At 63.7% G+C, this 667-nt stretch carries 2 protein-coding genes; one reads left to right on the forward strand and one right to left on the reverse strand.

What is annotated here, in order from left to right; genetic code table 11:
• Positions 1–276 (forward strand): S-adenosylmethionine:tRNA ribosyltransferase-isomerase (locus D3H34_RS33385; protein ID WP_167481333.1); only part of this gene is annotated, 276 nt, incomplete at its 5' end.
• Here D3H34_RS33385 and D3H34_RS33390 read toward each other — a convergent pair.
• A partial coding sequence (locus tag D3H34_RS33390; RefSeq protein WP_119558919.1) for an ATP-binding cassette domain-containing protein occupies positions 273–667 on the reverse strand: 395 nt, incomplete at its 5' end. The two genes, D3H34_RS33385 and D3H34_RS33390, sit on opposite strands and share 4 nt — an antisense overlap.

Here is a 667-nt window from a genome sequence, read left to right on the forward strand (position 1 = left end):
ATTGCCGTGGGCACGACCACGGTGCGCACACTCGAGTCCTGGGCCAAAAGCGGCAACATCCAGGGCGACACCAACATCTTCATCACGCCGGGCTTCCAGTTCGAAGTGGTCGACATGCTGGTCACCAACTTCCACCTGCCCAAGAGCACGCTGATGATGCTGGTCAGCGCGCTGGCCGGCTACGAACAGGTGATGTCGCTCTACCAGCAGGCGATCGCCCACCACTACCGCTTCTTCAGCTACGGCGACTCGATGCTCTTGGAGCGCCAGCGTTAAGCGAAGTAGTGACAGAGCCGCTGGCCCTTGACCTCATGCACCGTGACCTCGATGCCATAAAGCGCTGACAGCACCTGGTCCTGCACCACCTGCTGCGGCGGGCCTTCATGGGCCACGCCGCCGTCCCGCATGGCGATGATGTGGTCGGCGTAACAGGCCGCGAAGTTGATGTCGTGCAGCACCACCACCACGGTCTTGCCGCGCTCGTCGACCGCACGCCGCAGCAGCTTCATCATCGCCACCGCATGCGCCATGTCGAGGTTGTTGAGCGGCTCGTCGAGCAGCATGTAGGGCGTGTCCTGGCACAACACCATGGCGATGTAGGCGCGCTGGCGCTGGCCGCCCGAAAGCTCGTCGAGAAAGCGCTCGGCCAGCGGCTGCAGCTGCAGGT

Source organism: Acidovorax cavernicola, assembly GCF_003581445.1.